This is a genomic window from Arthrobacter humicola (genome assembly GCF_039531445.1).
GTDB lineage: Bacteria > Actinomycetota > Actinomycetes > Actinomycetales > Micrococcaceae > Arthrobacter > Arthrobacter humicola.
Window position 1 is genome coordinate 66,183 of sequence record NZ_BAAAQB010000039.1, and the last position, 26,090, is coordinate 92,272.

The 26,090-nt window shown below is 67.1% G+C and carries 18 protein-coding genes; 8 read left to right on the plus strand and 10 right to left on the minus strand.

The window, feature by feature from the left end; genetic code table 11:
• Nucleotides 1-51: 51 nt before the first annotated feature.
• Nucleotides 52-2,583 carry a leucine--tRNA ligase gene (gene leuS, locus ABD243_RS16235; protein WP_344367442.1) on the minus strand — a complete coding sequence of 844 codons (2,532 nt, stop codon included), beginning with the start codon at nt 2,581-2,583 and terminating at the stop codon, nt 52-54.
• Nucleotides 2,584-3,476: 893 nt separating this feature from the next.
• On the opposite strand from leuS, the gene ABD243_RS16240 reads away from it, so the two are divergent.
• Genes ABD243_RS16240 through ABD243_RS16255 form a run of 4 tightly spaced genes read left to right on the plus strand, consistent with a single transcriptional unit; the run spans nt 3,477 to nt 11,172 of the window.
• Entirely contained in the window at nt 3,477-6,626 is a 3,150-nt protein-coding gene (locus tag ABD243_RS16240; RefSeq protein WP_344367443.1) for an efflux RND transporter permease subunit, read from the plus strand.
• Nucleotides 6,623-7,081 carry a hypothetical protein gene (locus ABD243_RS16245; protein WP_344367444.1) on the plus strand — a complete coding sequence of 153 codons (459 nt, stop codon included), beginning with the start codon at nt 6,623-6,625 and terminating at the stop codon, nt 7,079-7,081. Before ABD243_RS16240 ends, ABD243_RS16245 begins: the two co-directional genes overlap by 4 nt.
• Nucleotide 7,082: 1 nt before the next feature.
• The gene (locus ABD243_RS16250; RefSeq protein ID WP_344367445.1) at nt 7,083-10,226 is read left to right on the plus strand and encodes an efflux RND transporter permease subunit; all 3,144 of its coding nucleotides are present in this window, start codon (nt 7,083-7,085) and stop codon (nt 10,224-10,226) included.
• Nucleotides 10,227-10,257: 31 nt separating this feature from the next.
• On the plus strand, nt 10,258-11,172 hold the full coding sequence (locus ABD243_RS16255) for a hypothetical protein (RefSeq protein WP_344367446.1): 915 nt from the start codon (nt 10,258-10,260) through the stop codon (nt 11,170-11,172).
• A 99-nt stretch (nt 11,173-11,271) separates the two neighbouring features.
• Here ABD243_RS16255 and glpK read toward each other — a convergent pair whose 3' ends face one another.
• The 3 genes from glpK to ABD243_RS16270 form a co-directional block, all read right to left on the minus strand.
• Nucleotides 11,272-12,786 (minus strand): glycerol kinase GlpK, encoded by a 1,515-nt coding sequence (gene glpK / locus ABD243_RS16260; protein WP_116767644.1) that lies wholly within the window; start codon nt 12,784-12,786, stop codon nt 11,272-11,274.
• 42 nt (nt 12,787-12,828) lie between these two features.
• A complete protein-coding gene (locus ABD243_RS16265; protein WP_091251809.1) occupies nt 12,829-13,581 on the minus strand; it encodes an MIP/aquaporin family protein in 753 nt (250 codons plus the stop codon).
• A 156-nt stretch (nt 13,582-13,737) separates the two neighbouring features.
• Nucleotides 13,738-15,519, minus strand: a complete 1,782-nt coding sequence (locus ABD243_RS16270; protein ID WP_425547229.1) for a glycerol-3-phosphate dehydrogenase/oxidase — start codon at nt 15,517-15,519, stop codon at nt 13,738-13,740.
• A 124-nt stretch (nt 15,520-15,643) separates the two neighbouring features.
• Between ABD243_RS16270 and ABD243_RS16275 the strand changes: the two genes are divergently transcribed.
• From ABD243_RS16275 to ABD243_RS16290, 4 genes are all read left to right on the plus strand, one after another.
• Nucleotides 15,644-16,606 carry a sugar-binding transcriptional regulator gene (locus tag ABD243_RS16275; RefSeq protein WP_091251872.1) on the plus strand — a complete coding sequence of 321 codons (963 nt, stop codon included), beginning with the start codon at nt 15,644-15,646 and terminating at the stop codon, nt 16,604-16,606.
• A gap of 106 nt (nt 16,607-16,712) precedes the next feature.
• Nucleotides 16,713-17,582 (plus strand): aldo/keto reductase, encoded by an 870-nt coding sequence (locus ABD243_RS16280; protein WP_344367447.1) that lies wholly within the window; start codon nt 16,713-16,715, stop codon nt 17,580-17,582.
• A gap of 11 nt (nt 17,583-17,593) precedes the next feature.
• Nucleotides 17,594-18,520, plus strand: coding sequence for an alpha/beta fold hydrolase (locus tag ABD243_RS16285; RefSeq protein WP_344367448.1), 927 nt, complete (start codon nt 17,594-17,596; stop codon nt 18,518-18,520).
• Nucleotides 18,517-19,602 (plus strand): glycosyltransferase family 4 protein, encoded by a 1,086-nt coding sequence (locus ABD243_RS16290; protein ID WP_344367449.1) that lies wholly within the window; start codon nt 18,517-18,519, stop codon nt 19,600-19,602. Before ABD243_RS16285 ends, ABD243_RS16290 begins: the two co-directional genes overlap by 4 nt.
• Nucleotides 19,603-19,616: 14 nt before the next feature.
• Here ABD243_RS16290 and ABD243_RS16295 read toward each other — a convergent pair whose 3' ends face one another.
• The 6 genes from ABD243_RS16295 to mihF form a co-directional block, all read right to left on the minus strand.
• Entirely contained in the window at nt 19,617-21,782 is a 2,166-nt protein-coding gene (locus tag ABD243_RS16295) for a primosomal protein N' (protein WP_344367450.1), read from the minus strand.
• 164 nt (nt 21,783-21,946) lie between these two features.
• The gene (gene metK, locus ABD243_RS16300; RefSeq protein WP_116767633.1) at nt 21,947-23,182 is read right to left on the minus strand and encodes a methionine adenosyltransferase; all 1,236 of its coding nucleotides are present in this window, start codon (nt 23,180-23,182) and stop codon (nt 21,947-21,949) included.
• A 78-nt stretch (nt 23,183-23,260) separates the two neighbouring features.
• Nucleotides 23,261-24,568: a bifunctional phosphopantothenoylcysteine decarboxylase/phosphopantothenate synthase gene (locus ABD243_RS16305; protein WP_344367451.1), complete on the minus strand. Its 1,308-nt coding sequence runs from the start codon at nt 24,566-24,568 to the stop codon at nt 23,261-23,263.
• A 26-nt stretch (nt 24,569-24,594) separates the two neighbouring features.
• A complete protein-coding gene (gene rpoZ, locus ABD243_RS16310; RefSeq protein ID WP_091251816.1) occupies nt 24,595-24,855 on the minus strand; it encodes a DNA-directed RNA polymerase subunit omega in 261 nt (86 codons plus the stop codon).
• A gap of 44 nt (nt 24,856-24,899) precedes the next feature.
• Entirely contained in the window at nt 24,900-25,469 is a 570-nt protein-coding gene (gene gmk, locus ABD243_RS16315; protein ID WP_344367452.1) for a guanylate kinase, read from the minus strand.
• A 41-nt stretch (nt 25,470-25,510) separates the two neighbouring features.
• Nucleotides 25,511-25,828 (minus strand): integration host factor, actinobacterial type, encoded by a 318-nt coding sequence (mihF, locus tag ABD243_RS16320; RefSeq protein ID WP_091251818.1) that lies wholly within the window; start codon nt 25,826-25,828, stop codon nt 25,511-25,513.
• Nucleotides 25,829-26,090 lie beyond the last annotated feature (262 nt).

A 26,090-nucleotide genomic window follows, 5' to 3' on the forward strand; every position in this document is an offset into this window, starting at 1 on the left:
GCATCTGCCGGCGGCCAGTGTCAGGCTAGAGCGTCTGGCTTCTACGTCCGGCTAGGCCGGGACGATGTTGACCAGTTTAGGCGCCCGCACGATCACCGTGCGGAGGGCCCGGCCGTCGAGGGCCCGCTGAACGTTTTCCGAGGCCAGCGCCAGTTCGCGCAGGTCGTCCTCCGAGATGTCCGGGGAAACCTCCAGACGGTCCCGCACCTTGCCCTGCACCTGGACGACGGCGATGACCGTGTCCTCCACGAGCAAGGCGTCGTCGTGCGTGGGCCATCCCGCGTTGGCGACCGACGCCGGGTGCCCCAGGACGTTCCACAGGTCCTCTGCGGTGTACGGCGCAAACAGGCTCAGGATGACGGCGACGGCTTCGACCGCTTCGCGGACCGCAGGGTCCGCCCCGCCAGCACCGGTGGCTGAATCTATGGTTTTGCGGGTCGCGTTGACCAGTTCCATGAGCTTGGCGACGACCACGTTGAACTTGTTGTGATCCAGCAGGGCCTGTGCGTCGGCGATGGTGCGGTGGGTGACGGTGCGCAGGGCACGATCACCCGTGGCGAAGTCGACGCCGGGTTCGCTCGTCACGTCCTGGCCGAGCCGCCAGGCGCGGGCCAGGAATTTCGCGGAACCAGACGGCGAGACATCTGCCCAGTCGACGTCGTCCTCCGGCGGGGAGGCGAAGATCATGGTAAGGCGGACGGCGTCCACGCCATACTTGTCCAGCTGTTCGCCGAGGTCGACGCCGTTGCCCAGGGACTTGCTCATGGCCTTGCCGCCGTTGAGCACCTGGCCCTGGTTCAGCAGCGCACGGAAGGGCTCGTCGGCGTCGATCATGCCGAGGTCGTGGATGACCTTGGTGAAGAACCGTGCATAGAGCAGGTGCAGGATGGCGTGTTCGACGCCACCGACATACTGGCCTACCGGCATCCAGTCGTTGATCTTGGCGGGGTCAAACGGGCCCTCGGTGAACTCCGGGGAGACGAAGCGCAGGAAGTACCAGGACGAGTCCACGAAGGTGTCCATGGTGTCCGTGTCGCGCTTGGCCGGGCCGTGGCACGCGGGGCACTCGACGTTGACCCAGGCCTCGGCGGCGGCCAGCGGGGACGTGCCCTTCGGGGACAGGTCCTCGCCGCGCAGGTCCGCCGGCAGGGTCACGGGCAGCTGGTCGTCCGGGACGGGGACCTCGCCGCAGGCCGGGCAGTGGATGATGGGGATCGGGGTGCCCCAGAACCGCTGCCGGCTGAGCAGCCAGTCACGCAGGCGGAAGTTCACGAACTTCTCGCCGGTGCCCTGCTGCTCCAGGATCGCGATGGCGGCCGGGATGGCTTCGGCCTTCGCCAGCCCGTCCAGTGCGCCGGAGTTGATGAGGGTGCCTTCGCCGGCGGTTGCCGTGCCGGAGACTGCGGGGTCTTCCTCGCCGGTGTCCAGCACCGCCCGGACGGGCAGGTCGAAGGTTTTGGCGAAGTCGAGGTCGCGCTGGTCATGGGCCGGGACGGCCATGATGGCGCCCGTGCCGTAGTCGGCCAGGACGTAGTCCGCGGCCCAGACGGGCAGCTTCTCGCCGTTGAGCGGGTTGACCGCATAGCGGCCGGTAAACACTCCGGTCTTCTCGCGTTCGGTGGACTGGCGCTCGATCTCGGACAGTGCCTTGACCTGTTCGCGGTAGGCGTCCAGGGCCGCGGCGTGCTCGTCGGTGACCAGCTCGACGGCGAGCGGCGCGTCGGCGGCGACGACGAAGAACGTGGCGCCGTAAAGGGTGTCCGGGCGCGTGGTGAAGACCGTGACGTCCTTGGCGGCCTTGCCGCCGTCGGCCTCGATCACAAAGTTGACGTGGGCGCCCTCGGAGCGGCCGATCCAGTTCTTCTGCATGGCGAGGACGCGCTCGGGCCAGTGCCCGCGCAGTTCGTCCATGTCATCGAGCAGCCGGTCCGCGTAGTCGGTGATCTTGAAGTACCACTGGTTCAGCGACTTCTTGGTAACGGGCGTGCCGCACCGCTCACAGGCGCCATTGACAACCTGCTCGTTGGCCAGCACGGTCTGGTCCTTGGGGCACCAGTTGACGGGCGAATCCTTGCGGTACGCCAGGCCGCGCTCGTAGAAACGTTTGAACAGCCACTGCGTCCAGCGGTAGTACTCGGGGTCGGAGGTGTGCAGCCGGCGGGACCAGTCCGCGGAGATGGCATAACGCTTGAAGGACGCCGCCTGGGTGTCGATGTTGGCGTAGGTCCACTCGCTGGGGTGCGCGTTGCGCTTGATGGCGGCATTCTCCGCGGGCAGGCCGAAGGAGTCCCAGCCGATCGGGTGCAGCACGTCGTAGCCCTGCTGACGCAGGTAACGGGCTACCACGTCGCCCATCGCGAATGCCTCGGCGTGGCCCATGTGAAGGTCACCGGACGGGTACGGGAACATGTCCAGCACGTAGCGGCGTTCCTTTGAACCGTCGTCGAGCGGCGTGAAGACCTTCAGGTCTTCCCAGACCTGCGGCCATTTGGCTTCCATCGCCGCGAAGCTGTAGGCACCTTCCTCGGGCCCCTCCGCCGCGGCTGCTGGTGATCCGGTCTGTGTTTCCGGCTGAACGCTCACTGCTGGCCTCTTCTGTTCTATACGGCCTGTTAACTCAAGCCTGTCTACCGTCAGGCCTGCCTGCCGCCAGGCCTGTTTACCTTCAAGTCTGCACTGTCTTAAAGACTGCACCGCCAAAGCCGGTTGCCCGGCCCTGGCTCCTTGCTGTCCGTGCGCGGCGCTTCCTGCCGTTACCGCCTGCCCTGCGGTCCGGAACAGAGCCCGGACACACAAAAGCCCCTCGACATGGAGGGGCCGCCGCTCGGCAATCCGAGGTCTCTTCGGGATCGAGGTCTCGTCGGGATGCCGGGCGGCTAACTAAGCAGGAGCACAGCGCGCATAGGACCACTTTAGCCCCTCGGGCTGATTCGCGCTGAAACGACAGTCCGATGCGGCCCGGGAGTCGCGGGCGCACGGACCGGTCCCCCGCCGTGCGGGCGATTGTGCCCGAAATTGTTATAAATGCCTCACCTGCGGACCCGCGGTACCTACGGTGAGCCCAAAATGGCTGCCGGCAAGTAGTGGAAACGAAAATTCAGGCAGCGACCAAAGTAAAAACAAGCAGAAATGTCGGCATCACCCGGGTGGGAAGCGTCGGTTTTCGGGCCCCTCCGGGTGATCGTCAATAAAAAAACGCATTATATGCCGCCTAACTGGGAAAGACCCGTGAATCCCCCCGATGCAGCCTCACAATTTCTGCTTGCCAAACACTTCAAAGGGGAACACCATTCGAGATAGGTCAGCAATTGGGATCTCGCCGGGGGGATTCGCACATGGTCTCGGGTTGAGGAGCCTGTCATGAGTCACTTGCGCACTACTTCTATGCAACCAGCAAAAACCCTCAGTGCCCGCCCGTACCGCGGCGGCCCCCTGGAACAGGCCTAGCCATGTTCGGCTGGATTACCCGTTTCAGTATGCAGTTCCGCATCCTGGTCCTCGCCCTGGCCGCGGGACTCATTGCCTTCGGGGTGGTGAACATCCCGCATATCGCCGTCGACAGCATGCCCGAGTTCGCGCCCGCGCACGTCGAGATCCAGACCGAGGCCCTGGGCCTGTCCGCCGCCGAGGTCGAGCAGCTCATCACCTCTCCCATGGAAGCCGACCTACTCAACGGGGTGGCCTGGCTTGATGAAATCCGGTCCAAGTCAGTCCCCGGCCTGTCCTCGATCGAGCTCGTGTTCGAGCCGGGCACCGACCTTCTGCGCGCGCGCCAACTCGTGGCCGAGCGCATGACCCAGGCCCACGCGCTGCCCAACGTCTCGGCGCCACCACTGATTATGCAGCCGATGTCGTCAACCAGCCGCGTGCTCATGGTCCGGATGACCTCCCAGCAGCTCTCCGGCATCGAAATGTCCGTCCTGGCCCGGTGGAAGATCAAGCCGCGGCTCATCGGCATTCCCGGTGTCGCCAACGTGTCCATCTGGGGTCAGCGCGAACAGCAGCTCCAGGTCGAAGTCACTCCCACGCAACTCCGCGACAAGGGCATCACACTCGAGCAGGTCATCAAAACCACGGGCAACGCCGTCTGGGTGTCTCCGCTGAGCTTCCTTGAGGCATCAACGCCCGGCACGGGCGGGTTCGTGGAGTCGCCAAGCCAACGCTTGGGCATTCAGCACGTCCTGCCCATCCGGACGCCCGGCGACCTCGCCAAGGTCAGCGTCGAAGACGCCGGCTCTCCCATGCTCCTGGGTGAGATTTCCCAGGTGAAGGAGGACCACCAGCCGCTGATCGGCGACGCCGTCGTCGGACAGGATGCAGGCCTGGTGCTGGTGGTGGAGAAGTTCCCCGGAACCAGCGCGCTGCAGGTCACCAGGGATATCGAGGCTGCCTTGAACGACATGCAGCCGGGGCTGTCCGGAATCCAGATGGATACGTCCGTCTTCCGGCCCGCCTCGTTCCTGCAGGATGCAGTGGACGGTCTTGGCGTGGCACTGCTCGTGAGCCTCTTAATCGCCATCCTGCTCTTCTGGATGCTCTTCCGTTCCTGGCGCGTCGCGGTGATCGCCCTTGTGGCCCTCACGACTACCGTCATGGCGGCCGGGGCGGTCCTCTACCTGCTTGACGCCACACTGAACATCTCGATCCTCGCCGGCATCCTGCTGGGCGTGTCCGTGATCGTGGGAGACATTGTGGAGGATGTTCAAGCGCAGCGGCGCCGGCCCCTGCGGGCCACCGGAACCGAGACTGAAGCCACCATCAGGTTCCGCATGGTGCAGCTGGTCCGCAGCGTCCGCACCCCGTTGTTCCACGGGTCCCTCGTCATGGCCATGGCGCTCGCGCCGACGCTGTTCGTTACGGGAGTCGGCGGCGCGTTCTTCCAGCCGTTGTTCTGGTCGATGGCGCTGACGCTTGCCGTCTCAATGCTGGTGGGCTTGTCCGTGACACCTGTCCTGGCGTATCTCCTGCTGCCCCGCGAGACGGCCCCGCGGCCTGACTTGCCCGTTGTTGTCCGGGCCAAGTCCTACTATGACCGGGCGCTCGAGGGCGCGCGGTCCCTCACCGCGGTCGGCATCGTTGCTGTCGCCGTCGTTGGCCTGCTCGGACTCGCCGCCGCATCCCAGCTGGTCGGAACCCGAGCGGTCGTTCCGACCATTCCGGACCGGACGCTCCTGGTGCAGTGGGACTCCATGGCCGGCACGTCCAACGACGAAGTCCGCAGGGTGGCGTCGAAGGCGTCCGAAGAGCTGCGGGCACTGCCGGGCGTTTCGGGAGTCGGCGGACATATCGGCCGCGCCATTTCCTCCGACCAGGTGGTGGGTAACAGCTCCGCGGAACTCTGGGTGTCCATCACACCGGACGCCAATTTCACCGAGACGGAAAAAGCTGTCCGCGACGTCGTCCAAGGCTACCCGGGCATCGCCCACAACGTCGTGAACTACTCCCAGCAGAAGATCGGTGAACAGCGCAGCAGCATGGATCCGGGATTCGCCGTCCGCGTCTACGGCACCGACATGCCGGTCCTGCGCGAAAAAGCCGAAGAGGTCCGCAAGGCCCTTGAGACGGTTGACGGCGTGCAGAACCCGACCATCAACGCCGGCGCCATGACGCCCATCGTCGAAGTCGAAGTCAACCTCGCCGAGGCGCAGAAAGTCGGCATCAAACCCGGCGATGCGCGGCGCGCCGCCGCGGCCCTGATGCAGGGCATTGTGGTCGGCAACCTCTTCGAACAGCAAAAGGTCTTTGAAGTGGTGGTGCGCGGCGCGGTGGACGTCAGGGACGACCTGACCAGCATCCGCGAACTGTTGCTCGACACGCCAAGCGGCGGTCAGGTCCAGCTGGGCCAGATCGCCGACGTCCGGCTCGTACCAAACGAAGTCGTGATCATGCACGATGACACCTCGCGGAGGATCGACGTCGTTGCCGACGTCAGCGGGCGGCCGCTGGCGGATATCCAGCGCGACATCAACGCGGCGATCTCGCAGATCCAGTTCCCGCTGGAATACCACGCCGAAATCCCCACCAAATACAGTGAACGACTGGCCGGAGACTCCCTGGTGTTGTGGATCGGCGCGGCGGCCCTCATTGGCATCCTGCTCCTGCTACAGACAGCCGTGCGGAGCTGGAAGCTGGCCCTCGCCGTCTTCCTGTCCCTGCCGGCCGCGCTGGCCGGGGCCGCCATCGCGGCGTGGATCGCGGGGGACGCAATCACCGTGCTGTCGCTCACCGCGTTTGCGGCGCTGCTGGCCGTCGCCGGCCGCAACGCGGCATTGCTCTCGGCCCGTACAGATGAGCTGTGGCGGGCGGCCCCGCAGGAGTCCCGTGAAGAAGCCGTCTTGACTGCAGCGCGGGAGCGGGTGTCGCCCATCCTGAAATCCGCCCTGATCACGGTGGCGATCCTCATCCCGCCGGGACTCTTCGGCGGCGCCGTGGGCGGGGCCCTCCTGGGGCCGATGGCCCTGATCATCGTCGGCGGACTCGTCACTACAACCCTCATCGGGATCTTCGTGCTCCCCCTGCTCGCGCTCTGGTTCGGGCCCCGGTCCGCCCCCGAAGAGTGGGCGGAAGTCTACGAAGCCGAAGTTCCCGTCCAGCCCGTTATGCAGGAAAAGGTGGAAGCAAAATGACCAGCCAACAGCCCCTGCGGCGCCTGCCCCTGGCGGCCGCTGTCTGCGCAGCCCTTCTGTTCGCGTTGCCCTCGTGCGCCCAGACGACGGCGGCAACGCCCGCCGCCGTCTCGGCCAACGAACCCGCCAAGGTGGAGAAGAATGCCGCGACCGGCATCGCAAAACTGACCTTGACCGAAAAGGGAATCGAGCGCCTGGACCTGACGACCGATACCGTCAAGGCCGGCACGGGGACGGCCGTCCTGCTGCCCTATGCGGCCCTGCTCTACGACGCCAGCGGCAAGACCTGGGTGTACACCAACCCGGCCCCGCGGGTCTACCAGCGGGAACCGGTCACGGTGGCCAAGGTGGAGTCCGGAGTGGTCACCGCTTCGGCGGGGCCCGCGGTGGGCACCGCCGTCGTGACCGTCGGCGCGGCTGAACTGTTCGGCGCCGAGTTCGATACGGCCCATTGACATGCGCCGGATTGTCGCTGCGAGCCTGAGGTTCCGGTCGATCATCATTGCGATGGCCGCCGCCCTCATGATCGTGGGCGGCGCGCAGCTCAGCAGTGCTTCGGTGGATGTTTTCCCGGAGTTCGCGCCGCCCCGTGTCGAGGTCCAGACGGCGTGTCTGGGGCTCACGGCCTCCGAAGTTGAGGAACTGGTAACGGTTCCGATGGAGGAGGCCTTCAACGGCATTGACGGTTTGGACCAGATGCGGTCGAAGTCGGTGTCGCAGCTGTCCGCTATTGTGCTGGAGTTCAAGCCCGGAACCGACCTGCTCACGGCCAGGCAACTGGTGTCCGAGCGGATGGCAACCGTCATTCCGACCCTGCCCACCTGGGCGGCGCCGCCGCTGATGCTCCAGCCGCTGTCCTCCACCAGCCGCGTCATGAAGATCGGGCTCTCCTCCGAAACCCGCTCCCTGATCGAAATGTCCATGATTTCCTACTGGAACATCAGGGCGCACCTGCTCCGGGTGCCGGGCGTCGCGAATGTGGCGATCTGGGGCGAACGCCTTCAAATGCTGCAGGTCCAGGTAGATCCGGCCAAACTGGCTGCCAACGACGTCACGCTGGAGAACGTCATGAACTCCACGTCCGATGCCCTGGACGCCGGCCTGCTCAAGTACTCCCCCGGCGCCCTGATCGGCACCGGAGGGGCGCTCGAAACGCCGAACCAAAGCATGGGCATCAGGCACGTCCAGCCCATCACGTCCCCGGCGGACCTTGCCCAGGTGGCGCTGGAGGAGCGTGAAGGCCTGCCGCCGTTGCGGCTCGCCGACGTGGCGAACGTCGTGGAAGACCACCAGCAGCTGATCGGTGACGCGGTGATCAACGGCGGCCCCGGCCTCATGCTGATTGTCGAAAAGCTGCCGTGGGGCAACACGCTCGAAGTCACGCGAGGGGTTGAGGAGGCCCTCCAGGAACTGCAGCCCGGCCTGACCGGGATCGCAGTCGACACCACGTTGTTCCGGCCCGCCTCGTTCATCGAGGAGTCTCTCGGCAACCTGGGCCTCGCGCTCCTGCTGGGCTGTTTCCTGGTGGTCCTGGTGCTGAGCGTCTTCCTGTTCCAATGGCGGACCGCGCTGATCAGCGTCATGGCCATCCCGTTGTCCCTGACAGCCGCCGCCCTGGTGCTCTACTGGACCGGAGGAACGATCAACACCATGGTGCTGGCCGGGCTGGTGATCGCCGTCGGGGTGGTGGTGGACGACGCCATCATCGACGTCGAAAACATCGTCCGGCGGTTGCGGCACCACCGTGCCAGCGGAGGAACCGAAAGCACCGCCCGCGTGGTGGTCAATGCCTCCCTGGAGGTTCGCGGCCCCATCGTCTACGCCACGCTGATCATCGTCGCAGCCACTGTGCCGATCTTCTTCCTGGACGGACTGACAGGCGCCTTCTTCCGGCCCCTGGCCATCTCCTACACCCTGGCCGTGATGGCGTCCATGCTGGTGGCCCTCACGGTCACGCCCGCCATGGCGTACATCTTCCTGCGGAATGCCACGCTGGAAGACCGGGATCCGCCGGTGGTCCGGGTCCTCAAACGCTGGTACGGCGCCGCACTCCGGCCCATTGTGCGGCGGCCGCTCCCCGGCTACCTCGCCGTGGCAGCGTTCGGCGTCGTAGGCATCATCGCGGCCCCGCTACTGGGCCAGTCGCTGCTGCCGTCATTCAAGGAACGCGACTTCCTCATGCACTGGGTCACGCAGCCCGGCACCTCCAACGCCGAAGAAGTGCGCGTGAGTCAACTGGCCTGCAAGGAGCTGATGACCGTTCCGGGCGTCAACAACTGCGGGTCCCACATCGGTCAGGCATTCGCGGCCGATGAGGTGGTGGGCGTCAACTTCGGTGAGAACTGGATCAGCGTCGACCCCTCGGTCGACTACGACAAGACCCTGGCCTCCATCCAGCAGATCGTGGACGGCTATCCCGGCATCCACCGGGACGTCCAGACGTACCTCAAGGAACGTGTCCGCGAGGTGCTGACCGGCACGGGCTACTCGATCGTCGTCCGCGTCTACGGCGATGACCTGGACACGCTGAAGAAGCAGGCGGACAAGGTCAAGACGGTCCTCGCCGGCATCGACGGGGCACTCGGGGCCAAGGTTGCCCTGCAGGTCAACGTGCCGCAGGTCAATGTCGAGGTGGACCTGGACGCCGCCAACCGCTACGGGCTCAAGCCCGGTGACGTCCGCCGTGCCGCGGCCACCCTGGTTTCCGGGGAGGAGGTCGGCGACGTCTACCGCGACGGCAAAGCCTACGACGTCCAGGTCTGGAGTCCTCCCGAAATCCGGACCAGCGTCACCAGCATCGAAAACCTCCCCCTGGACACCCCGAGCGGACAGCGGATCCGGGTGGCCGACGTCGCCAGGATCTCGGTGAAGCCCACCCCCAACGTCATTGAGCGTTCGGAAGGGTCCCGGCGGCTGGACGTCAGCGCCAACGTCAAGGAAGGCGACCTCGCGAGGGTCGTCGAGAAACTGGAATCCGAACTCAAATCGGTGGAGTTCCCCACCGGCTACAGCGCGGACATCCTGGGCGAATACGCAGAGCGGCAGGCCGCCTCCCAACGGCTGCTCCTCTTCGCGATCGGTGCCGTCATTGTGGTGTTCCTCCTGCTCCAGGCAGCATTCCGCAGCTGGCGGCTGGCCACGCTCGCCATCCTGACTCTGCCGGTCGCACTGGTGGGCGGGGTAATCGCCGCGCACATGAGCGGCGGAATCCTGTCCCTTGGCTCGCTGGTCGGGTTCCTGACCGTGATGGGCATCGCCGCGCGCAACGGCATCCTGCTCATCAACCATTGCCAGCACCTGGAGCAGTTCGAGGGCGTGCCGTTCGGCCGGGACCTGGTCCTGAGGGGTGCCGCCGAGCGGTTGTCACCGATCCTGATGACCACCCTGGCCACCGCACTGGCCCTCGTGCCGCTGGTGGTGATGGGTACCAGGCCGGGTCATGAGATCGAGCACCCGATGGCCGTAGTGATCCTCGGCGGACTGGTGACCTCGACACTGGTCAACTTGTTCATCGTTCCATCGCTCTACTTGCGGTTCGCCAAGAAGGGTCCGGCACGTGACCGCGAGCCCCGCCAGCCGGAGCCCGTACCCGCCGCATAGCAGCAACCACCAACACTGAGAGGGCAGACAGATGACTCCACGAGGTAAGAGATTCACCGCTTACGGCACGGCGTTCCTGTTGGTGGTGGGGTCGCTGACGGCGGCGACGGCGGCAACTGCGGCTGCCGCCGCGCCGGCGGCCACCAGTTCCCAGGAACTGTGCGGCCCCGGTTCGGCACTGTCATTCAACCGTTCCGCCTTCCCGGCAAAGCCCCTGATCAACAACCAGTGGCTCACGCTCAAGCCCGGCATGCAGTACACCACCACCGGCAAAGTCGTCTCCGCGGACGGGACCACCGTACGCAAGGTTGTCAGCACCGTCACGGGACTGACCAAGGTGATCGACGGCGTCACGACGATCGCGATTTGGGACCGCGACTACTCCGACGGTGAACTCGTGGAGTCCGAGCTCGCCTTCTTCGCCCAGACGACGAAGGGGGCGGTGTGGCTCTTCGGCGAGTATCCGGAGGAGTACGAGAACGGCAAGCTTGCCGGCGCGCCCAGCACCTTCATCAGCGGCATAGACAAAGCCCGGGCCGGCATCGCGATGCAGGCCGAGCCGCATCGGAACACGCCTGCCTACGTCCAGGCCTACGCCCCCACCGTGGACTTCCTGGACTGCGGCGGCGTCAAGTACAAGCACCTGTGCGTCTGTGTCCCTACAGGGTGCTACGACGACGTGATGGTGATCGATGAGTTCAATCCACTGGATCCGCCCAGCGCCGGCCACCAGCGCAAGTACTACTCGGCCGGGACCGGGCTCATCAAGGTGACAGCTGTCGGCGGGGAAGACCAGGAGTTCCTGGATCTGGTCAACATCAAGAAACTCTCCAGCGCCGAGCTTGCAAGCGTCAACGCGCGTGCGCTGGCGATCGACCGCCGGGGCTACACGGTCAGCAAGGACGTCTACGCCAAGACACCGCGCGCAGTCGTCTCGACGCCCTAACGTCCTGTCACCGGCCACAAAAGAGCTCCGGCCGGGGAATCCTGGCCGGAGCTCTTCCGTGTCCGCCGGAACTACCGGCTGGCGGGTTGGGACGTGGTGCTACTTCACGTCCGCGTCAACCCAGTCCATGGACTTGGTGACGGCCTTCTTCCAGAGGCGCATCTGGCGTTCGCGCTCGGACTGGTCCATTTGCGGCTCCCAGCGCTTGTCCTCGGCCCAGTTGGCCGAGCACTCGCCCAGGTCCTTCCAGAATCCGACGGCCAGGCCGGCCGCGTAGGCTGCGCCCAGCGCCGTCGTCTCGACCACCTTGGGCCGGATGACCGGCACCCCGAGGATGTCCGCCTGGAACTGCATGAGGGCATCGTTGGCGACCATGCCGCCGTCGACCTTCAGCTCCGTCAGCGGAACGCCGGAGTCGGCGTTGACCGCGTCCAGCACCTCACGGGTCTGGAAAGCCGTGGCCTCCAGTGCCGCGCGGGCAATATGGGCCCTGTTCACATAGCGTGTGAGGCCCACAATGGCGCCGCGGGCGTCCGAACGCCAGTACGGCGCGAAGAGGCCCGAGAACGCCGGCACAATGTAGACGCCGCCGTTGTCCTCCACCGAGGCGGCCAGGGTCTCGACCTCCGGGGCGCTGCTGATCATGCCGAGGTTGTCCCGCAGCCACTGGATCAGCGAACCGGTGACGGCAATGGAGCCCTCCAGCGCGTAGTGCGGTGCGGCGTCGCCCAACTTGTAGCCAACCGTGGTCAGCAGCCCGTTCTTCGAGTGGACGATTTCCTCGCCGGTGTTGAAGATCAGGAAGCAGCCCGTGCCGTACGTGTTCTTGGCTTCACCGGCGTCGAAGGCGGCCTGGCCGAACGTGGCCGCCTGCTGGTCGCCGAGGATCCCGGCCACGGGAACCTCACGCAGCAGCTGGGACGTGTGCACAGTGCCGTAGACCTCGGAAGAGGACTTGATGGTCGGCATCATGGAGGCCGGGACGCCGAACGCGTCCAGGATCTCCTGGTCCCAGGACAGCGTCTCCAGGTCCATGAACATGGTCCGCGAGGCGTTGGTCACGTCGGTGACGTGGACGCCGCCGTCGGTCCCGCCGGTGAGGTTCCACAGCACCCAGCAGTCCGTGTTGCCGAAGACGAGGTCGCCGGCCTCGGCCTTGGCCCGGGCGCCTTCGACATTGTCCAGGATCCACTTGATCTTGGTGCCGGAGAAGTAGGTCGCCAGGGGCAGGCCGACCTTCTGCTTGAAGCGTTCCGGACCGCCGTCCTTGGCGAGTTCGTCGACGATCGGCTGCGTGCGGGTGTCCTGCCAGACGATCGCGTTGTAGACCGCCTCGCCGGTGGTCTTGTCCCACACAACGGCCGTTTCGCGCTGGTTGGTGATGCCGACGGCGGCGATGTCGTGGCGGGTCAGGTTCGCCTTGGACAGTGCCGAGGCGATCACCTCGCGGGTGTTGTTCCAGATTTCCGCGGGGTTGTGCTCCACCCAGCCGGCCTGCGGGAAGATCTGCTCGTGCTCCATCTGGCCCGAGGAGACAATGCTGCCGCTGTGGTCGAACACGATGGCGCGGGTGCTCGTGGTGCCCTGGTCAATGGCGACTACGTACTGGTTCATATTGACGTCCTTGTCTGTTTGGCGTAGCAGGTGAATTGGCGATTAGTGAGGGATTACCGGGGCGATGATCGGCACGACTGCGGCTACGATGCCGGCCAGTCCGCCGCCGATGAGGGGTCCGACGACGGGGATCCAGGAGTAGCTCCAGTCACTGGAACCCTTGCCCTTGATCGGGAGCAGGGCGTGGGCGATGCGGGGGCCGAGGTCACGTGCGGGGTTGATGGCGTAGCCCGTGGGCCCGCCGAGCGAGACACCGATGCCGACAACGAGCAGTGCCACCGACAGCGGGCCGAGTCCGGAGGGCGTTCCGCCGAAGGTCAGGATGACGAACACGAGGACAAAGGTGCCGATGATCTCGGTAATCAGGTTCCACTGGTTGGAGCGGATCGCCGGGCCGGTGGAGAAGACGGCCAGCTTGCTGGCGGGCTCGGGCTCGACGTCGAAGTGCTGCTTGTGGGCCAGCCACATCACGATGGCACCCAGGAAGGCACCGAGCAGTTCACCGCCGAAGTAGGTCAGTGTCGAGGCGAAGTCGACTGGAACGCCGGGAGCGTACAACTTCTTGCCGTTGAGCAGCAGACCAAAGGTCACCGCAGGGTTCAGGTGCGCCCCTGACTGGGCGGCAACGTAGACACCGGAGAAGACGGCAATGCCCCATCCCCAGGTGACCATCAGGAACCCGCCGTTGTTGCCCTTGGTGCCTTTGAGCGCAACGTTGGCCACCACGCCGCAACCCAGCAGGGTCAGCATTGCGGTGCCGAATACTTCGGACAGGAAAACTATTCCAAGAGACATCTTTGACTCCTCTATTTTCTGTTGTCGGCCTCCGCGAGTTTGGAGGCCGTGGGGCCGGCAGCATGTTGGTGCTGCCGGCCAGCCACTGCGCCGGCCGCCGGGGCGGACCGCGCAGTGCTTGCACCCGGGCTTCCCTGCCCGGGCACGCAAGTCGAATCAGGCGACCAGGCTGTGGACCCGGACGCCGTGGAACCGCTGAAGCACCTCCTGTGCGTGGGTGATTTCCGTGGCCCGGCGTGCCGCATCCCAGCCGAGCGGGCCGGAGAGGATGTCGGCAATTTCGTTCAGCAGTTCGCCGGTCACGAGGCCCCGGAAGGCCAGGGACGTGCGGCGGATGAGGACGTCCACGAGGTGCCCGATCTGCTCGTGTGCCGCCATGAACTCCAGTTCGCGGGTGCTGAGCTCGCGCGTGGAGTGCAGCAGCCTGTCCGCCTCGCCGGCGTTGGCATCATCCAGGAACCGGATGACCTCTTCGGCGCGGGTCCCGTAGCGGGTCAGGAGTCCGGTGACGCGGGCGGCGTCGCGGCCGGCGGACATGTGGGCCTTGATCCAGCGTTGGACGCCGTCCTCGCTGTCCGGGAAGCCCGCGCCGCCGCCGATGGCGAGCTTCGCCGTCGAGAGCTTGCGTTCCATGCCGAGTTCGGCCAGGACGTCGTTGCTCAGGTGCTCGGCGAGGGCACGGAACGTGGTCCATTTGCCGCCCACCAGGCTCAGCACGGCCCCGCCGGCGCCCGCACGGCGTTCGATCCGGTAGTCCCGGCTGACGAAGCCCGGCTGGGTGGCGTCGTGCTTGGGAAGCGGCCGCACTCCGGAGAACGTGTAGACGATTTGTCCCCGGTCCACCGTGATGTCCGGGAAGACGTGGCCGATCAGGTCAAAGAAGTAGTCGATTTCCGCCTCGGTGCAGACGGCGTCCTCGGCCATGTCGGCGTCGACGTCCGTGGTGCCGACCAGGACGCGGTCCCCCATCGGGTAGATCAGCACGATCCGGCCGTCGGTGTGTTCGAAGAAGATTTCGCGCCCGTTGCACGCCGCCAGCAGCTCCGGGTGGTCCAGCACGATGTGCGAACCCTTCGTTCCGCCCATGAAGGACGACGCCGCCCCCATGGCCTCGTTGGTCAGGTCGACCCAGGCGCCCGTGGTGTTCACGATGACGTCGGCGGTGAAGTCAAACACCTCGCCGCTGAGCTCGTCGCGCAGCTGAACGGTCGTTCCGGTACCGGTTCCGGCGGCGCTTCCGGTGCTGCCGCCCATGGAGACGAGCGAAACGTAGTTGCTGGCCCGGGCCAGGTGGCCGTCCGCGCCGCCGGCTTTCTCGCCGTCCTGGAGCACATCGAGGGTGAGGCGCTCGGGGTTGTGGACCGAGGCGTCGAAGTAGGTGGCCGCGTATTTGATGCCCGGGTGCAGGCGGGGCAGTTCGGCCAGCGCGCGCTTGCGGCCGCGGAACTGGTGGCGCGGCACCGTGCCGCCGTCGCGGGAGAAGAAGTCATACATGCTCAGGCCGAGCTTGATCAGGAATGCGCCGCGTTCCGTGTGCTTGCCCTGCTTGTGGGTCAGGAAGCGCATCGGGGCGGCCAGGACACCGGAGAAGGTGCTGAAGATGGGGATGGTGGTCTGCAGCGGCTTGACGTAGTGCGGTGCGATCCGCAGGAGCCTGTTGCGTTCGACGACGGACTCCTGCACGAGGCGGAACTCGCCGTTTTCGAGGTAGCGGATGCCCCCGTGGATCATGTGGGAGGAAGCGCCGCTGGCGCCCTGGCAGTAGTCGCCGCGCTCCACGAGCGCGACGTCGACGCCCTGGAGGGCCAGGTCCCGGAACGTGCCCACCCCGTTGATGCCGCCTCCGATGATCAGAACCTGCGCGTGCCGCCGCGTCCGCAGCTTCTGCACCGAGGCGCGATCGTTGGCCGGTGTGCGGGCTGAGTCCTTCTGTCCCAAAACTGCTCCCTTGGGTTTGGTTCTGTGCGGCGCGCCCCATGGCGCGGCGCCGTTCAACACTATTCTTTGGAGTAATGGAAAATGGAGTCAAGCACTATGCACAAACGTGCAGACGGGAAATTTCATGACACCTCCACGCCAGTCCGACGCCCTCCGCGCGGCCCAGCTGTATTACCTGCAGGACCTGACCATGGACGCGATTGCCCGGGAGCTCCGGACGTCCCGGTCCACGGTGTCGCGGCTTCTCTCGGCGGCCCGCGATTCGGGACTGGTGCAGATCCAGATCCGCAGCCCGCTGGACACCGGACCTGAGCTTGAAAGCATGATCCGCGCCGAATACAAGGTGGATGTGCACGTTGTTCCCGTGGTGGACACGCTCAATGAGGCGGAAACACTGGACCGTGTGGCCATGCAGGCCGCCAGGACGATCGGGCCCCTGGTGGACTCGAACGCCATCATCGGCGTCGCCTGGGGGTCGACGCTCAGCGCCGTGAGCCGGCACCTGACCCGCAAGATCACGCACGACAGCGTGATCGTCCAGCTCAACGGCGCCGGAAACATGCAGACCACCGGCATCACCTACGCCTCGGACATCATGCGCCGGTTCGGCAGCGCCTACGGTGCACGGGTTGAACAGTTCCCGGTCCCGGCCTTCTTCGACCACGCGGCGACCAAAACGGCCATGTGGAATGAGCGCAGTGTTCAACGCATCCTGGAGCTGCAGTCCCGGATGAGCATCGCGATCTTTGGTGTGGGATCGGTCGACGCCGACTACCCCAGCCACGTCTATGCCGGCGGCTACCTCGATGAGGACGACCTGGACGTCCTCGCGAATTCCGATGTGGTGGGCGACGTCGCGACGGTGTTCTTCCGCGCCGACGGGTCCTCGGACGGCATCACGCTCAACGAGCGCTCCACCGGCCCGGACCTCGCCCAGCTGCGGCAAGTGCGGCGGCGCATCTGCGTGGTGTCCGGCGCCTCCAAGATCAACGGGCTGCGGGGCGCCCTCGCAGCAGGACTGGCCACCGACCTGATCCTGGACGAGGCCAGCGCCCGCAGGCTGGTCCGGTTCGACGGGCCCGCCTGAGCGGGTTCGGGGCAGGCACGGAACGGGTGCGGGGCGCGGCGACCCGAAGCTGCGGCCGGCACCTTCGGTCCGCCACTCGGGAGCGCCAGTGGGTAAAGTCAGTGTCATGAGAATCTCCCCCCGGCTGACCCTGAATAACGGCGTGATGATCGACCGGCTGGGATTCGGGCTCTATAAGGTCCCTCCGGCCGACGCCGCCAATCTGGTGACCATGGCGATCGAAGCCGGTTACCGCCACTTCGACACGGCCGCGATGTACGGCAACGAAACCGGTGTGGGCCGCGGCATCGGTGCCCTGTCCGGATTTGAGGGCACCGGCGGCGGTCCCGGGGAAACCGCGCCGTACGTGTCCCGCGAGGACCTGTTCGTCACAACCAAGGTCTGGAATGACGACCACGGCTACGACGCGACGATGCGGGCGTTCGACACCTCGATTTCCAACCTCGGCCTGGAATACATCGACCTGTACCTGATCCATTGGCCGTGCGCCCGGCGGGGCCTCTTCCCGGAAACGTACCGGGCCATGGAGACGCTGTACCGGGAGGGCAAAGTCCGGGCAATCGGCGTCTCCAACTTCCAGCCGCAGCATCTGGACCGGCTCCTGGACACCGCGGAGGTGGTCCCGGCCGTCAACCAGATTGAGCTGCATCCCTGGCTGCAGCAAAATGAACTGCGCGAAAAGCACGAGCTCCTGGGCATCCGCACCGAGGCGTGGAGCCCGCTGGGCCGCGGCCAGGTCCTGAAGGACCCGGTGATCCTGGCCCTCGCCGCCGAACACGACCGCACGCCGGCGCAGGTCATCCTCCGCTGGCACCTGCAGCTGGGCAACATTGCCATTCCCAAGGCCAGCTCGTCCGGGCGGATCCGTGAAAACCACGAGGTCTTCGACTTTGAGCTCTCCCCGCTGGACATGACGGAGATCGCCGCGCTCGAACGCGGCTTCCGGACCGGCTCCCACCCCGACAACGTCACCTAGGATTCGACCCCATGGAACAAGTGGACACCGGGTCCTCACGCACGCCCCTTCTCAGCAACGGACTCGCCGCGCGCACCCGTGCCGCGACCGTCGAGGTTGACGGCGCCTCCATTGCCTATTGGGTCTACGAACCCGCCCAGGTCACGCCCGGGACCCGCACGATCCTGGTGGTGCACGGGTTCCGTGGCGACCACCACGGCCTGCTCCGGATCGCCGACCAGCTGACGGACATGCGCCTGATCATGCCGGACCTGCCGGGCTTCGGCGGTTCGGCGGCCTTCGAGGACACCGAGCACAGCGTTGACGCCTACGGCCGGTTCCTCAGCGGCTTCATGGCGGCGCTGGGCCTGGGCCCGGACACGGTCCTGCTCGGCCATTCGTTCGGGTCGATCATCGCCAGCCACTTCGTGGCGGCCAACCCCGGTGCGGTATCCGAGCTGATCCTGATCAACCCCATCGCAGCGCCCGCCCTTGAAGGCCCCAAGGGCGTCATGACCAAGCTCGCGGTGTTCTACTACGAGGCCGCGGCACGGCTTCCCCGGCGGCTGGGGCTGGCGCTCCTGCGCAGCCAGGCGATCGTGCGGGTGATGAGCGTGACCATGGCCAAGACCGGGGACAAGGACGTCCGCCGGTTCGTGCACGCCCAGCACAGCGCCTACTTCTCCTCCTTCGCGGACCGCGACAGCCTGCTGCAGGCCTTCAAAGCCTCCGTCGGCAGCAATGTCTCGGAGGTGGCCGGCCACTTGACGCTGCCCGTGCTGCTGATCGCGGGAGAAAAGGACGAGATCGCCATGTTGCCGGACCAGCACAAACTCGCCGCACGGCTTCCGGACGTGACGCTGGAAGTCATTCCCGGCGTCGGGCACCTGATCCACTACGAGACCCCCGAACCCGCCGCCCGCTACATCCGACTCTTCCTGAAGGACCACGCCGCGTGAAGATTCTCATCGATGCCCGCTTCACCCGGCTGGACCACCACGACGGCATCAGCCGCTACGGCGCCAGCCTGATCGCTGCGGCCGCCAAGATCGCAGACGTCTCGATGCTGATCAGCGACCACCGCCAGCTCGCGCTCCTGCCGGACGTTCCGTACACCGTCATCAACAGCCCGCTGTCCCCGGCCGAGCTCTTCGTGGCGGCACGGGTCAACAAGCTGGGCGCTGACGTGGTGGTGTGCCCTATGCAGACCATGGGCAGCTGGGGCCGCAAGTATGCCCTGGTGCTGACCCTGCACGACCTCATCTACTACGAGCACCCCACGCCTCCGGGGTTCCTGCCGGCCCCGGTCCGGGTCCTGTGGCGGCTGTACCACAAGGCGTTCTGGCCCCAGCGGCTCCTGCTGAACCGGGCGGATATCGTGGCCACCATCAGCTCCACCACCGCGGCCCTGATGGCGAAGTACCGGCTCACCCGGCGGCCGATCAGGATTGTGGGCAACGCCCCGCAGCACGGCCACACGCCGCGGGATCCCGGGGCCGGGGCCGACAAGACGCTGCTCTACATGGGTTCGTTCATGCCCTACAAGAACGTCGAAACCATGATCCGCGGCATGGCGGAACTGCCGGAGATGACCCTCCACCTGCTCAGCCGCATCGCCCCGGAGCGGCGGGCCGAACTTGAGGCGCTCGCCCCGGCGGGTGCAAACATCGTCTTCCACAACGGCGTGACCGATGCCGAATATGAGGCCCTCCTGGCGCGCACCACGGCCCTGATCAGCCTCTCCCGGGCCGAAGGCTACGGACTGCCCCTGGTCGAGGCGATGTCGCACGGCACCCCGGTGATCGCCAGCGACATCCCGATCTTCCGGGAAGTCGGCGATGACGCCGTCAGCTACGTGCATCCTGACTCGCCGGCCGAGTTTGCCGAGGCGGTCCGCCAACTCGAGGACGCTGACCTCTGGAAGGCCCGGTCACGCCGGTCCGTGGAGCGTGCCGCGGACTTCAGCTGGGACGAGTCCGCGCGGCGGCTTGTGGCCGTCGCGGCCGAGGCCGTCGCACTCCGGAACGGGCACAAGGGCTAGCCCGCGAACTGCAACTAGAGGACGTCGACTCCGTCGAGGCGCAGCTGCACGGGATCATCGCTGCGCTTTGCCGCGGCGGCGGCCTTGACGGCCCGCAGCACGGCCGTGACGTCGGCGGCCTGGGCGTAGGGGATGAACAGCAATGTCCGGACCTCTTCGCCGGAATCGCGTGGCGTCGGGCGGGAGGCGGCCGGCAGCATGAGCGGCGCGGGTCCGGCCGTCCGGAGGACGGTTCCGTGCGCCGCGAGGCGCTGCTGCACGGCCTCGGTGAAATGTCCGACGGCGGTCCGGACCCCGGTGATCGAAGCGACCCGCACGGCGGGCGGCAGCTGCAGTTCCTGCCGCAGCGCCAGTTCCCGGCCGGCGTACCCGGCAGGATCCCAGCGCAGCAGGGCACCGACCCCGGCGGCGTCGTCGGCGGTAATGACCACGAGGCCGCCCTCCGGTGCCGGCCGCACCAGGGCCGCGGCGTTGAACCAGCGGCGGACAGCGTCCTCTCCCGCCCTCAGGTTTTCCCGGCGCAGCAGCGAGTCGCCGTCTAGCAGCAGCGCCGCGGCGTAGCCGCCCGGGGCCACCGGCTCGGCACCGACGGTGGCCACCACGAGGGCCTTCGTGTCCGGGACTGTGGCCTTGACCTGGTCCCCGGACGAGGTGATGACCGGTTTGCCCGGAAATGCCCGGCCCAGTTCCTCTGCCGTGCGGAGGGCGCCCGTGGCGCCGCGCCGGAGCCGGACCCCGTTGCACGTGCCGCACCGCCAGGCCGGGGCCGGCGAGGAGCACCAGCGGCACTGCGGCACGGCGGTGCTTCCGCTCGGACCGGCGATCGCCAGGGGCCCGCTGCAGGCGGTGCAGCGCGCCGGTTCGCGGCAGGTTTCGCACACCAGCGACGGCGCGTAGCCGGCACGGGCCACCTGGACCAGGACCGGGCCGCGTTCCAGTCCCTCCTTGGCGGCGCGCCAGGCCGCGCCCGGCAGGCGGGCGATGCGGGCCAGCGGATCGTGCTCGAGTTCATAGCTGTCGGCCGTGTTCAGCACGCGCGGCGCCGTCCGCCGGATGACCGTCCGCTCCGCTTCCACGGGCCGCGCCCAGCCGGATTCGACCAGCCGCTCCGTTTCGGTGCTGCGTGAATGGGCCGCGAGCAGGCATGCGGCGCCTTCCTGGCCTGCGCGGAGGAGGAGGACTTCGCGGGAGTGCGCGTACGGGGAGCGTTGCTCGATGTGGAGGTCGTCGCCGTCGTCCCAGCAGACCACGAGCCCGAGGTTGTGCACCGGTGCGTAGGCCGCGGAGCGGGTTCCCACGGCTACCCCGGCGGCACCGCTGAGCACGCGCAGGAAACTGCGGTAGCGCGGTGTCTGGCCGTCATCCGCGGTGAGCCGGGCGACGTCGCCGGCCGGGAGGAGTTCCAGGAGGGCGGACTCGACCCGGTCCAGGTCCCGGTAGTCGGGAACCACCACGACGGCCCCGCGGCCGGAGAGCCGGACCGCGGCCACGGCTTCGGCAACCAGCCGAGGCCAGCCGCCGGGTCCATACCCCTGCAGGGCGGTCAGCACGGCCCGGGGCGACTCCCCTGCGCCGAGGTGGGCAAGGAACGCTGGACCGTTCCGGTAGGAGGCCCAGACGCTGCCCGCGCCGGGTGAGGACAGCGACACGCCGGTCGCAGACCCGGACAGCTCAGGACCTGACGGGTCAGGACCGAATAGCTCAGGATCGAGCCGGCCCTCCGGGGCGTATTCCTTTTCGAGTTTAGCCATGCGTGGGGGCACGGCGACGCGCAGGACATCGCTGACGGTTCCGGCGTACCGCGCGGCGATCCGGCCGGCGAGCCCGGCGACGGCGGGGGTCAGGACCGGGACGGGTGAGACGACCTTGTACAACGGCACGAGGGGGTGCCCGGCGTCGGACGTCGCCGTGCGGTCCAGCAAGTATCCCGCCAGTTCCTGGCCATTGAACTTGACCTTGACCCGGACGCCCGGGCGGGCTTCGGCGTCGAGGGCGGCGGGCACGCTGTAATCAAAGGGCCGGTCCAGGTGCGGCAGGGAGGATTCGATCAGTACCCGTGCCACCGGCAGGTCGGCGGCCAGCGCGGGTCCGGTTACTTGCGCGGCCGAGGCGGGAAAGCCGTGGAGCAGGGACAGCTGCTGGGGTTCGCCGGGCGCGCTGCCGGCAGGCTGAGGACTCACCGCCCACACCTCCCCTCCGGATCGTTTCGACAACGGCTAAATTGCATGTAGCCAGGCCACCTGACGGCGGCCTGGCTACAGCAGATCACAAGGCACTGACATTTAAGGCACTGACATTTATGGGAGCAGCAATAACGTTTCCATCACCAGTGCGGTCTCGGGTCTTAGGCGTTGAAGAAGGCCTTCAGCTCGTCCACCCGGTCCAGCCGTTCCCAGGTGAAGTCCGGGTCTTCGCGGCCGAAGTGCCCGTGGGCGGCGGTCTTGGCGTAGATCGGGCGCTTGAGGTCCAGGGCGTCGATGATGGCGCGCGGGCGGAGGTCGAAGATCTCCGCGATCGCGGCGCTGATCCGGGCCGGGTCGACGGTTTCGGTGCCGAACGTCTCAACGTAGGTTCCCACCGGGCGGGCCTGGCCGATCGCGTACGCGATCTGGATTTCGGCGCGCTTGGCGAGGCCGGCCGCTACCACGTTCTTGGCGACCCAGCGCATGGCGTACGCGGCCGAGCGGTCCACCTTCGACGGATCCTTGCCGGAGAACGCGCCGCCGCCGTGACGGGCCATGCCGCCGTAGGTGTCGACGATGATCTTGCGGCCGGTCAGGCCGGCGTCGCCCACCGGGCCGCCAATGACGAAGGCGCCGGCGGGGTTCAGGATGTTGTGCGTCCGCGAGGTGTCCAGGTTGGACAGTGCCATGACCGGATCCACCACGTGCTCGGCGAGGTCGGCACGGAGCTGGTCCAGGCTGGCGCCCTCGGCGTGCTGGCTGGAGATGACGACGGTCTCGACCGAGACCGGGCGGTCGCCGTCGTAGCCCACGGTGACCTGGGTCTTGCCGTCGGGGCGCAGGTACGCGAGCTCGCCGTTCTTGCGGACCTCGGTCAGCCGCTCAGAGAGCCGGTGCGCGAGCCAGATCGGCACGGGCATGTAGGACGGGGTCTCGTCGCTGGCGTAGCCGAACATGAGTCCCTGGTCGCCGGCGCCCTGGAGGTCGTAGTCGTCCTCCTGGCGTCCCTCGCGCGCTTCGAGCGAGTTGAACACGCCGCCGGCGATGTCGTTGGACTGCTGGCCGATGGAGACCGAGACGCCGCACCGGGCGCCGTCGAAGCCGTTGGCCGAGGAGTCGTACCCGATGCCCAGGATGGTCTCCCGGACGATCTGCGGGATCTCGACGTAGGCGTCGGTGGTGACCTCGCCGGCCACGTGGACCAGCCCGGTGGTGGCCAGCGTCTCCACGGCCACCCGGGACTCCGGGTCCTTGGCGAGGAGGGCGTCGAGGATCGCATCGCTGATCTGGTCACAGATTTTGTCGGGGTGGCCTTCTGTCACGGACTCGGACGTGAAGAGCCGGAGCGCGGCGGGCGTAGACCCGTGGAAGTCAGGGATGTGCAGCGGTAAAGTCACTCAACTACCTTACTGGTTGGAAAACGGACGTCCGGCGGCGTGTGTCTCCATGCTAAGGAGACCTTGGTTACGCCGGGCCTAGGCCGGCGGTACAACCCGGCTCAGCTCGGCGCTGACCCGGTCGATCACGGCAGCCGCAACGTCGGATTTGGAACCCGACGCCTCTTGGGGTTCGGAGCCGGCGCGGGAAAGGATGACTACGGAGTTCGTGTCTTCGCCAAAGACCTTGTCCCGTCCCACCTGGTTGACCACCAGCAGGTCACAGGCCTTCCGGTGCAGCTTGGCCAGGGCGTACTCGAGCACATCACCGCCGGCGTCGCCGGTCTCGGCGGCGAAGCCGACGATCAGCTGGTTCCGGGAGGCGGCGTCGCGGACCTCGACGAGCTCCCGCAGGATGTCGGGGTTGCGCACCAGGTTGATCACGGGGTCCGCGACGTCGTCGCGCTTCTTGATCTTGGTTCCGGAGACGTCCGCGGGGCGGAAGTCCGCGACGGCGGCGGCCATGATGACGACGTCGGAGTCCGCGGCCGCGTGCAGCGCCGCCTTCCGCAGTTCCAGGGCCGTCTCCACCTGGACGAGTTCGACGCCGGCGGGCGCCGGGACCTCCATGTGGGCGGCCAGCAGGCGGACCCGGGCGCCGGCATCGAGGGCGGCGGCGGCCAGGGCCACGCCCTGTTTGCCGGAGGAGCGGTTGCCGAGGAACCGCACGGGGTCCAGCGGTTCCCGGGTGCCGCCGGCACTGATGGTCACGGTGAGCCCGGCCAGGGGCCGGATGGCCGACGGCACGGCGTCGGCCGGATCCGAAGGAGTGCGCGGCTCCATGTCCGGGGTGGCCGGAGGTGCTGCCGGAGCGGCGGCCGCACCGGCGAGGGCCATGGCCGCGGTGAAGATCGCCTCGGGCTCGGGCAGCCGGCCGGGGCCGGAGTCGGCGCCGGTCAGCCGGCCGCTCGCGGGTTCCAGGACGGTGACGCCGCGGCTGCGCAGGGTTTCGACATTGGCCTGGGTGGCCGGGTGCTGCCACATTTCGGTGTGCATGGCCGGGGCCATGAGCACGGGGCAGTCGCCGGCCATGAGCAGGGTGTTGGTGAGGAGGTCATCGGCCTGGCCGGTGGCCGCACGGGCCAGGAGATCGGCCGTGGCAGGAGCCACCACGATCAGCTCGGCCTCGTGGCCGAGCCGGACATGGTTGACGGTGTGGACGGCGTCGAACACGCTGTTGCTCACCGGGCGCCCGGAAAGGGCCTCCCAGGTGGCAACGCCGACGAAGCGGGTGGCCGCCTCCGTGGGGATGACGGTGACGTCGTGGCCGGCTTCAGTAAAAAGCCGGAGGAGCGACGCCGCCTTATAGGCGGCAATCCCTCCCCCGACTCCGAGGACTATTCGCACGTAAGACTCCGTCTGCGTCTGCGGAACTACTCTGCAGGCTGGATCGGCGTGGAAACGAGCTTGCCTTCGTTGATTTCGCGCAGGGCGATCGAGAGTGACTTCTCGTTGAGCTTGGTGTCGACCAGCGGACCGACGTACTCAAACAGGCCCTCGTGCAGCTGGGCGTAGTACGCGTTGATCTGACGCGCGCGCTTGGCACCGAAAATCACCAGTCCGTACTTCGAGTCGGCGGCCTTCAGCAGCTCGTCGATCGGCGGGTTGATGATGCCTTCAAGGTTCGTGGACACGAATTCTCCAAATTCTAACGGGCCGGTACGTCCCGGCGCCTGAGCTACGGGTTCGGGGTCAGCCCCATGAGTGAAACAAGCTCGTCCGCTGCCCGACGAACGTCATCATTGATGACGGTGTGGTCGAACTCCGGTTCAGCGGCAAGTTCTAGTTTAGCGGTTTCCAGCCTCTGCCGCTGTTCTTCGGCGCTTTCGGTGCCGCGGCCGACCAGCCGGCGGACCATTTCGTCCCAGCTCGGAGGCGCCAGGAAGACAAACTGGGCGTCCGGGACGGCCTCCTTGACCTGCCGCGCGCCCTGCAGGTCGATCTCCAGCAGCACGGAGCGGCCCTCCGCGATGGCGGCTTCCACCGTGCTGCGCAGCGTACCGTAGCGGTTGCGGCCGTGGACCACGGCCCATTCGAGCAGCTCGCCGTTCTCGATCAGGGAATCGAATTCCTCGGCCGACTTGAAGAAGTAGTGGATGCCGTCGTGCTCCCCCGGCCGCGGCGGGCGCGTCGTGGCCGATACGGAGAGCCAGACGCCGGGATAGTTGTCCCGGATGTAGGTGGACACGGTGCCTTTGCCAACAGCCGTCGGTCCGGCGAGGACTGTCAGTCCCGGTTTCTTGCTCACATATTCCTTTGGGCGGTGGTGGGGCAGCTCGGCGGAGCGAACTATTTGTCGTCAATAAAATCTACCAGCGCCCGGCGCTGGTGGATTCCCAGGCCGCGGACCCGTCTGGACTGGGCGATGCCGAGCTGCTCCATGATGGCCGCCGCGCGGACCCGGCCGATCCCGGGGAGGGCCTCCAGCAGCTCGACGATCCTCATGCGGGCAATGGCGTCGTCGGTTTCGGCGGAACTGATGACGTCGGCAATGCTCAGCTCCCCCGTCTTGAGCCGCTCCTTGGCCGCGGCCCTGGTGGCCCTGGCTGCAGCGGCCTTGCGAAGGGCGTCGGAACGCTCCTGCGGAGTGAGGGGTTTCAAACTCATTGAAGTCCTCCCTGCATGGCCGGACTGCATAGCCGGACGGGCACCGTTGCCCATGCCGCAGTCCTGTCCTGAACCTACCGTCTGGTGACCGCAGAAATCAATGGAAAACTCTGGCCGCCCCGGGACGGGACAGCTCTCGAAGGGGAAAGCCCGCGTCCCGGGACCGGCGGCGCCGGGCCCGGGACGGTCCCGGCGGCGGTGTCAGGCCGCGAGGAGCTCCTCGAGGGTACGCCGCGCGGCGTCCTGAAGGGCCGACACCGAC

Coding starts and splice junctions, on each gene's coding strand:
- ABD243_RS16250 (WP_344367445.1), top strand. CDS start 7,083: ATGCGCCGGATTGTCGCTGCGAGCCTGAGGTTCCGGTCGATCATCATT.
- mihF (WP_091251818.1), bottom strand. CDS start 25,828: ATGAGTTTGAAACCCCTCACTCCGCAGGAGCGTTCCGACGCCCTTCGC.
- ABD243_RS16285 (WP_344367448.1), top strand. CDS start 17,594: ATGGAACAAGTGGACACCGGGTCCTCACGCACGCCCCTTCTCAGCAAC.
- ABD243_RS16240 (WP_344367443.1), top strand. CDS start 3,477: ATGCAGTTCCGCATCCTGGTCCTCGCCCTGGCCGCGGGACTCATTGCC.
- ABD243_RS16245 (WP_344367444.1), top strand. CDS start 6,623: ATGACCAGCCAACAGCCCCTGCGGCGCCTGCCCCTGGCGGCCGCTGTC.
- ABD243_RS16275 (WP_091251872.1), top strand. CDS start 15,644: ATGACACCTCCACGCCAGTCCGACGCCCTCCGCGCGGCCCAGCTGTAT.
- ABD243_RS16255 (WP_344367446.1), top strand. CDS start 10,258: ATGACTCCACGAGGTAAGAGATTCACCGCTTACGGCACGGCGTTCCTG.
- ABD243_RS16265 (WP_091251809.1), bottom strand. CDS start 13,581: ATGTCTCTTGGAATAGTTTTCCTGTCCGAAGTATTCGGCACCGCAATG.
- ABD243_RS16280 (WP_344367447.1), top strand. CDS start 16,713: ATGAGAATCTCCCCCCGGCTGACCCTGAATAACGGCGTGATGATCGAC.
- glpK (WP_116767644.1), bottom strand. CDS start 12,786: ATGAACCAGTACGTAGTCGCCATTGACCAGGGCACCACGAGCACCCGC.